Source organism: Candidatus Marinimicrobia bacterium CG08_land_8_20_14_0_20_45_22, assembly GCA_002774355.1.
Classification (GTDB): Bacteria; Fidelibacterota; UBA2242; order UBA2242; family UBA2242; genus 0-14-0-20-45-22.
Genome location: PEYN01000163.1, coordinates 1 through 8,382, shown reverse-complemented (window position 1 = coordinate 8,382; position 8,382 = coordinate 1). Strand labels below are relative to the sequence as shown.

Genomic DNA, 8,382 nt, shown 5'->3' with positions numbered 1-8,382 from the left:
GCCCAACGATGTTGAAATCACGTCAACGCCAAGCCTGTCAGCCCATTCAATCGCCGCCACGTAATTGTCTTCTTCGACGCTCGTCTCAGAACCCAGCCGTTCTGTTTTGGCAAGGATGAACTCAGCCCGATAAGCCGCTCCGATCATCGTGCCGGGAACGTACGCGCCGATCTCGCTCCAGACAGATGTTCCATGGCCGTCCTGATTCCCCTCGCTCGTCGTATCATCGGGAATTTCGTCTTGCACATTCTCGTCGTTGAAAATAAAATCGTGTCCTGCAATCAGTCGTTCCTCATCAATAATGCGCTGAAACGCCGGGTGATCTTTATTAAAACCCGTGTCGAATATGGCAATGCGGATGCCATTTCCGGTCAAACCGGAATCATGAACGGCAGGAATGTTCAACTGCGCGAGTTGTTGATAGGAATTGCCATAATCACCGGCGTTACTCAAAGTGCGGCCGAGACTTTTATCCGCCACAACAATCCGTTCAAAATCGTTGTTTTTTTTATAAACGCCGACGGGGGTAATTTTTTCGATTTCGGGCCGTGCAAGAACTTCGTCATACTGTTCGCGAGTAATCTCACAACTGTAAGCACAGAGAATTTTCGAATAATGCCGAATCGTTATGACACATTCTGAAAGTCTGGCGCGAAATGAATCGTCTGGGATAAAATCTTCGGCGACGGACAATCCCATTTTTTGAAGGCGACGCTGGGTCCTATTGGAACAAATATCCGGCTGTCTTCGGTTTTCTGTCAACGCTTCTTTCCGAATGTAAACCCAGACTCGCGCCGTGTCCTTATTTGCGAAAATCTGATCCGAACGATCAACGCTTTCGGCGCGCGCGAAAACCTGTACGATACAAACCAGAGCCAGAATCAGACTTTTGTTACTCAATAACTCCCCTGTAAAAATCCATCAACATCGTTTCAGGACAAAAATATAACCCAAAAGAGAAGACAATTAGAAACGATTTTATGGATTTTCTTTAAACCGCGGGGAAATTGCGTCGCCGTCACCGCATATTCTTAAAATATTCCCGGATCATGCCGACGACAATCTCCGGCTTGACGTTTGGATAAAAGACGACCGCCGCCGAGGGAATTCCCGCATGCTTGGCGGCGATGGCTCCAAACGCAACGTCGCGGGATACGACTTTGATTTCCGGACGTTCGGCGATGCGTTTTTCAAGATCAGTCGCGGCGGTTTTACCGCAACAAACCAACAATCCGCCTTCTTCCAGATTCGCTTTATCCGAATAGGCTCTCAGCCGATCTATCAACAGTGGATGATATAGGTTTGACATGTCGGGAAATCGCACACCTAAATAATCATCGTTCTGACCGATCAGCGGGTTTTCTCCAGAAACATTTACATGGTTTGTTACAATGCAACCGTTGTAAGGCGCTTTGTATTCGGTCGAGATTCCGCTACCAACAAATAGAATTTCTTTTGCGCCACTCCGAACGCAAGCCCGAACCGATTCTCGCCAGACGATGGGATCGCCCGAATTTTCTACCCGCATCAACATCGCGTTTGTCGATACATTTTCCAATATATCCACACCGGGATTCCGGAAAATTATAGGAAACTCATTGTTATCGAATAGACTCATCGGCGCCGCGCCTGCCGAGATAATCGTTGCGAACCGAAAACTTTTCCCTTCAGCGATTTTATTGGCAATTTCCCAGTATAACGTCATCATGATTCTATTCTCTGATAATTTAGACGATCTTGTTTTCGTTATCCTCTGAAATATCATCACCGCCGGACAAAAAGTCTATGACTTTTGCCTGATTTTTATGGACGCTTTCCAATTGACGGATCAATTTATCACGTTGGTGCTTTAAACTTTGAATCGCCGTTTCGATCTTTTCCTTTTCAGCGTTCGCCGCCTGAAGCGCACGGTGCGCGACATCTTCTACGCCGCGAATCATCTGATCTGCTTTGTCGGTCGCTTCTTGCAGTATCTTCTCGGGTTGAACCGCACGGATTGCGTCTCGTTCTTTTTCCAGCAGTTCAAGTTCCTGAATTCGACTCGTTAATTTCTCAACTTCGTCAGACAATAATCGTAAAAAATATCTCACTTCAACAGGATCGTATCCACGAAACTTTTTTTTAAACTCCCTTTCCAGAATATCCTGCGGTCGAATCATGCTACGGCTCATTCTCCGAAGATTCTGTTCCCGCCCTTATTGTGGCTTGCTCATCTTCACTATTAGTAGACTCAATGAGACCGCCGTCGCCGGAATCGTCCAGCGTCAATCCGTTCTCTTCTGTTTCGTCACCATTACCGTTTGTTGCCTCGGACTCTACGACGCGCGTCACGGCGGAAATTGCATCGCCGTCGTCCAATTTGATAAGCGTAACTCCCTGCGTATTCCGGCTGATCGTACGGATCATCGATACGGGCATGCGGATCAATACGCCTTTGACGGTAATAATCATCAGGTCGTCCGAATCCACGACCTCGCGAAGCGTGACCATTTTTCCGTTCCGGATGGTCGTTTTCAGCGTGATAACGCCGCTACCGCCACGATGAATGACCGGATAATCCTTGATGTCCGATCGTTTTCCGAAACCGTTTTCGGAAACTGCCAGCAGAGTTCCGCTTTCGCCTTTGATTGTAACCATTCCAACGACATGAGTGTCTTTTCGCGGCAGACGAACACCGATGACGCCAGTTGCAGTTCTGCCCATAGGCCGAACATCTACTTCGTGGAATCGAATTGATTTTCCTTCCGATGTACCCAGAATTATGTCCTGGTCGCCAGTCGTCATTTGAACGTCGATAAGATCGTCGTCTTCTCTTAGGTTGATCGCACGAATGCCGTTTTTTCTGGGATTTCCATACTCGGATAAAACCGTCTTTTTCACTAATCCTTTTCGCGTTACCATAATGATGTTGTGGGTTTCATCAAATTCCTTGACGCTCAAAACACCGCGCACCAATTCACCGGGCTGAGTATTAATCAGATTGACTATCGCCCGGCCTCGGGTTGCCTTTCCGCCGCGCGGTATTTCGTGCACCTTAAGCCAATAGCATCGTCCTTTATTAGTAAAAAACATGAAATAATCGTGTGTGCCAGCGATGAAAATAGTGCGAACAAAGTCATCGTCTTTTGCCTGCGCGCCCTGACTTCCGCGCCCCCCACGGTTTTGCCGTCTGGAAACATCGACTGGAAATCGCTTGATGAATCCATTGTGCGTAATCGTGATGACCATGTCTTCTTCGGCGATCATATCTTCAATCGAGAATTCGCCATCGTCGTTGATGATCTCCGTACGTCGCTCGTCGCCGTATTTATCTCGAATTTCGATTAATTCGTTTTTCACCAACAAGAGTTGCTCGCCTATGTTTTCGAGAATGTATTTGAGCCGGGCGATGAGTTTTAGCGTCTCGCGGTATTCTTCGACAATCTTGCTGACTTCCAGACCGGTCAATTTTTGCAATTTCATGTCGAGAATCGCCTGCGCTTGCCGGTCGGAAAAATGGAACCTCTCGATCAGATTCATTTTGGCCTCTTCCGGTATCTTTGATGCGCGGATAATTGCAATCACTTCGTCAATATTGTCGAGCGCGATCTTTAAGCCTTCAAGAATGTGTGCCCGCTCTTCGGCTTGTTTGAGATCAAACTTAGTCCGTTTGACGATGATCTCATGGCGGAAGTCGATGTAATGATTCAGAATTTCTTTTAGATTCAACTGCTTGGGAATACCGTGAACGAGCGCGAGCATATTAATGCCGAAGCTGTCCTGCAATTGTGTGTGATTGTACAGCTGGTTTAAAATGACTTCTGGAACGACGTCCTTGCGCAGTTCAATGACGACGCGAATGCCATCCTTGTCTGATTCGTCACGGATGTCGGAAATTCCCTCAACGGTTTTTTCGCGAACGAGGCTGACGATCTTCTCCAGCAGATTGGATTTATTGACCTGATATGGAATTTCTGTGATTATAATACTGTCTTTGCCGGTTTTGTTCGTTTCCACAAACGCCTTGGCGCGAATATGAATGACGCCGCGTCCGGTTTCATAAGCCGACCGAATGCCTTCTCTGCCCAAAATTGTTGCCGCCGTCGGAAAATCCGGCCCGGTGACGAATTGCATCAGATCCGCTATGGTAGCCTCGGGATTATCGATTAAGTGAATTGCGGCGTTGCAAACTTCGGTCAGGTTGTGTGGCGGGATATTTGTCGCCATTCCGACAGCAATTCCGTTTGAGCCATTGACCAAAAGCAATGGTATTGCAGTCGGAAGTACGCTGGGTTCAGTCAGTGAATCGTCGAAATTCGGTATAAATTTAACCGTCTCTTTTTCGATATCGCGCATCAATTCGCTGGAAATGCGACTGAGGCGCGCTTCAGTGTATCGCATCGCGGCGGCGCTGTCGCCATCGACAGATCCAAAGTTACCCTGCCCATCCACCAGCGGATAGCGCATTGAGAATAACTGCGCCATACGGACAAGCGCATCATATACAGACGAGTCGCCGTGCGGATGATATTTACCGAGTACCTCACCAACGATACGCGCACATTTCTTCGTCGGCCGATTGAATGGCAAGCCGAGATCGGACATTCCGTATAAAATTCTGCGGTGTACCGGCTTTAATCCATCCCGAACATCTGGCAGTGCGCGAGAAACGATGACCGACATCGAATAATCCAGATATGAACTGCGCATCTCTTCGTCAATATTGACCTGAATGATACGGTCTCTCTGAAATTCTATATTTACCTGCTTGTTCATGATTTATACATCCAAGTTTTTAACATATTTTGCGTTCTTTTGTATGAATTGTCGCCGCGGCTCGACGTCTCCTCCCATTAGAATCGAAAACGTTCTGTCGGCGCTTGCCGCATCTTCGATGCCGATTTTCACCAGCGTCCGACTTTCCGGATTCATGGTAGTGCTCCAGAGTTGTTCGGGGTTCATCTCGCCGAGACCCTTATATCGTTGAACTTCTATCTTTTTGCTATCGCCGTCTTTAGAAAATCGCTTGACCAGAATTTCGCGTTCGTCTTCATCGTAAGCATAATAGTCTTGTTTCTTCACGGATACTTTATAGAGGGGCGGTTGGGCGATATAAACGTGTCCTTCCTCAATCAGTTTCGGCATGAACCGGAAGAAAAAGGTCAGTAGGAGCGTGCGAATATGGCTTCCATCGACATCAGCATCCGTCATGATGATGATGCGATTGTACCGCAGTTTTTCGATGTCGAATTCTTCATCAAAACCCGTACCGAGCGCGGTGATCATTATCTTGACTTCATTGTTATCGAGTACTTTATCGATTCGGGATTTTTCCACGTTGATAATTTTACCGCGCAATGGAAGAATCGCTTGATATTTGCGATCGCGACCTTGTTTGGCGCTACCACCAGCGGAATCACCCTCGACGATGTACATTTCGCAAAGCGACGGATCTTTCGTTGAACAATCCGCGAGTTTTCCAGGGAGGTTACCAATGTCGAGCAAATTTTTCCGCCGGGTCAGATCACGGGCTTTCCGCGCGGCTTCACGCGATCTGGCCGCGTTGAGACATTTCTCTATGATCCGTTTAGCCTGTGTCGGATGCTGTTCAAGATATTCTGCCAAGCCCTCCGAGACTACTGAATCGACGATCCCTTTTACTTCGGAATTACCGAGTTTAGTCTTCGTCTGTCCCTCAAACTGCGGCTCTTGAACCTTGATACTAACAACGGCGGTCAATCCTTCACGGACATCCTCGCCGGAAAGTGTGAACGCCTCTTTCTTAAAGAGATTGTTCTTTTGGGCGTAATTATTCAGCGTTCTCGTAACGCCGGTTTTGAATCCAATGAGGTGTGTTCCACCTTCTACCGTGTTGATGTTGTTTACAAAGGTGAAAATATTCTCTGAATAAGACGCGTTGTATTGAAGAGCGACCTCAACGGGTACGCCATCAACTTCCTTCTCGATATAAATCGGTTTTTCGATAAGCGACGGTCGTGTTTCGTCAAGATATGCAACAAACTCCATCAACCCGCCTTCGTAGCGATAGGTTTCTTTATTGCCGTCTCGTTCGTCGTTCAGCTGAACTTCAAGATCTTTATTCAAGAAGGCAAGTTCGCACATCCTGTGCGCGAGAATTTCATAATCCCATTCGTATTTCTTAAAAATTTCGACGTCTGCCAGAAAGCGCGTATATGTGCCGCGTTTTTTCGTTTCGCCGATAATCGCCATTTTGTTCGCGGGAATGCCCCGTTTATAAGTTTGGGTATAAATCTTTCCGTCTCGATAAACCTCAACGGTCAGTTCTTCCGACAACGCGTTCACTACGGAAACGCCAACGCCGTGAAGGCCACCGGAAACTTTATACGAACCTTTGTCGAATTTTCCGCCGGCGTGAAGTATCGTCATGACAACTTCTAGGGCCGGTTTCTTTTCTTCTTTGTGCATATCCACGGGAATGCCGCGTCCGTTGTCCAGAACACTAACCGTATTGTCGGCGTGGATTGTCACAACAATCTGGTCACAATATCCTGCCAGTGCTTCGTCGACAGAATTATCTACGACCTCAAACACCAGATGGTGAAGGCCACGCTTTCCAGTGTCGCCGATATACATTGCGGGGCGTTTTCTAACAGCTTCTAGCCCCTTAAGGACAGTGATTTTCTCTGCGCCGTAACTTGACGCTTCCGTAAATTTAATTTCGCTTACCGTAGTACTATCTCCTTAATTATTTCGCCATGGAGTTTCTTGTTGATTTTTTTCATTATTTCGATCTTTCGATAAGACAGCTCGTTTCGCCACGCCGGCGAATCAACCCGAACGAACAGCTTGCTAAAAGCGACTTTTTCCGGGACAGCGTGAATTGATATTGTTCTTCCGACAACCTGATTCCAAGTATCCATTGCCTGGTTTTGTCGTATCGACTTATCGATATCATATTTCCGAAACAATTTTTGAAGAGCATCGCCAAGACTGGTAAACATTATGATTCTTCCTTAGAAAGATGGATAATCTTCATTTCAGGATTCGATTCGTCAAATCCGTATTTTTTCAATAGACCGGCGTCTGTTGTCGTTACAAAAATTTGGTTTTTCCGGCTGATTTCGTCAACGATTTTCAGACAATGCCTTTCATCGAGAAGTGCAAATAAATCGTCTAATAGAAAAATGACCGATTCCGGTTGACGATTCTGGATAAATTGTCCCTCTGCCATTTTTAGCGCAACCAAAACGACCTTGTGTTCACCTTGAGAGCCAACTTGACGAATCTCTTTATCTCCCAGCAAGACGATCAGGTTGTCCAAATGTGGACCGCACGTCGTTCTGCCAAATTCAACGTCTTTCGGAAAACGATCCCGAAGTTTACGAAGAAACGTTTTTCCAAAGTCAGCATCGTCGGTATTAACATTGAATTGCATTTTCAGAATAACCAGTTTCTGAATATGAGAAATTTTTTCAAAATTGTGTTGAAAAACCGGATTAAAATCCTCAATAAATCTGAATCTGATTCTTTGCAGATATTCCGCCGCCTTGGTTAGCAGTTCGTCATTTGCTTCAACATAAGCGTCGTATTTCGTTTTCCGCTTTTGCTTGTAAGAAACCAGAATTGAATTGCGCTGAAGAAGCCGCGTCCGATATTCGATCAGTTGCTTAAAATATTCCCGATCTATTTGTGAGAGAATGCGGTTTAAAAAGTCTCGCCGCCCTGCTGGACCACCACCGGTAATATTCTGGTTGTCCGGCGATAAAATGACGGTGGGAATCTTACCAACCATTTCGGTACGCTTTTTTAAAGGATACTTATTGATAAAGACTTTCTTCCCGTCGTTTTTAGAAAAATTGACATTCAGATTGACTTCTGATTCGCCGATTCCTTCAAACTCACCAAATACTTGATAATATGATTCGTTATGATTTACGATATCGGCATCTACATTGGTTCTGAAACTTTTAGAAAGCGCTAAAATTTGAATCGCCTCCAAAACCTTTGTTTTCCCGCTCCCATTTTCTCCAAGGATCAGATTTAACTGCGGGTGGAAAGTAAAATTAGCGGTTAAATAATTTCTAAAATTGACAAGTCTGAGATTTTTTATGACCATTTACTGCATATCTACCCGGCGCTCCGGTAAAATCAAAAATAATTGATGTGAAAATAAGTAACGACGCTGTGAATTACTCCAACCGAATCGGCATTAACAGCATCGTCAGAATTTCATTTTCTTCCTGATTTTCAGGTAGCACCAAACAGGCGTTGACATTCGTTTTTAATTTAATCAGAACATTAGAAGAATCGATGTTGCGCAACAATTCTCTTAAATAATCGGCGTTGAAACCAATCTCAATATTTTCACCTTGATAATCAACGTCTATATTTTCTTCAGCAGACGACATTTGTTCCTTATTT

8 protein-coding genes are annotated in these 8,382 nt (G+C 45.6%); all 8 read right to left on the bottom strand.

Annotated features, from left to right (window positions below; all coding sequences use genetic code 11):
- Positions 1–900: hypothetical protein (locus COT43_09535; GenBank protein PIS27636.1), on the bottom strand; the 900-nt coding region annotated here is incomplete at its 3' end.
- A 118-nt stretch (positions 901–1,018) separates the two neighbouring features.
- Complete coding sequence (locus COT43_09530; protein ID PIS27635.1) at positions 1,019–1,708, bottom strand: hypothetical protein; 690 nt, start codon at positions 1,706–1,708, stop codon at positions 1,019–1,021.
- Between the two features lie 19 nt (positions 1,709–1,727).
- Entirely contained in the window at positions 1,728–2,171 is a 444-nt protein-coding gene (locus COT43_09525) for a hypothetical protein (GenBank protein ID PIS27634.1), read from the bottom strand.
- On the bottom strand, positions 2,161–4,755 hold the full coding sequence (locus tag COT43_09520; GenBank protein ID PIS27633.1) for a DNA gyrase subunit A: 2,595 nt from the start codon (positions 4,753–4,755) through the stop codon (positions 2,161–2,163). The genes COT43_09525 and COT43_09520 overlap by 11 nt, the downstream gene beginning before the upstream one ends.
- 3 nt (positions 4,756–4,758) lie before the next feature.
- Complete coding sequence (gyrB, locus tag COT43_09515; GenBank protein ID PIS27632.1) at positions 4,759–6,678, bottom strand: DNA topoisomerase (ATP-hydrolyzing) subunit B; 1,920 nt, start codon at positions 6,676–6,678, stop codon at positions 4,759–4,761.
- A 5-nt stretch (positions 6,679–6,683) separates the two neighbouring features.
- Positions 6,684–6,962, bottom strand: a complete 279-nt coding sequence (locus COT43_09510) for a DUF721 domain-containing protein (GenBank protein PIS27631.1) — start codon at positions 6,960–6,962, stop codon at positions 6,684–6,686.
- Complete coding sequence (locus COT43_09505) at positions 6,962–8,077, bottom strand: hypothetical protein (GenBank protein PIS27630.1); 1,116 nt, start codon at positions 8,075–8,077, stop codon at positions 6,962–6,964. The genes COT43_09510 and COT43_09505 overlap by 1 nt, the downstream gene beginning before the upstream one ends.
- A 73-nt stretch (positions 8,078–8,150) precedes the next feature.
- Positions 8,151–8,382, bottom strand: a 232-nt coding sequence (locus COT43_09500; GenBank protein PIS27629.1) for a DNA polymerase III subunit beta, incomplete at its 5' end; no start/stop codon positions are given.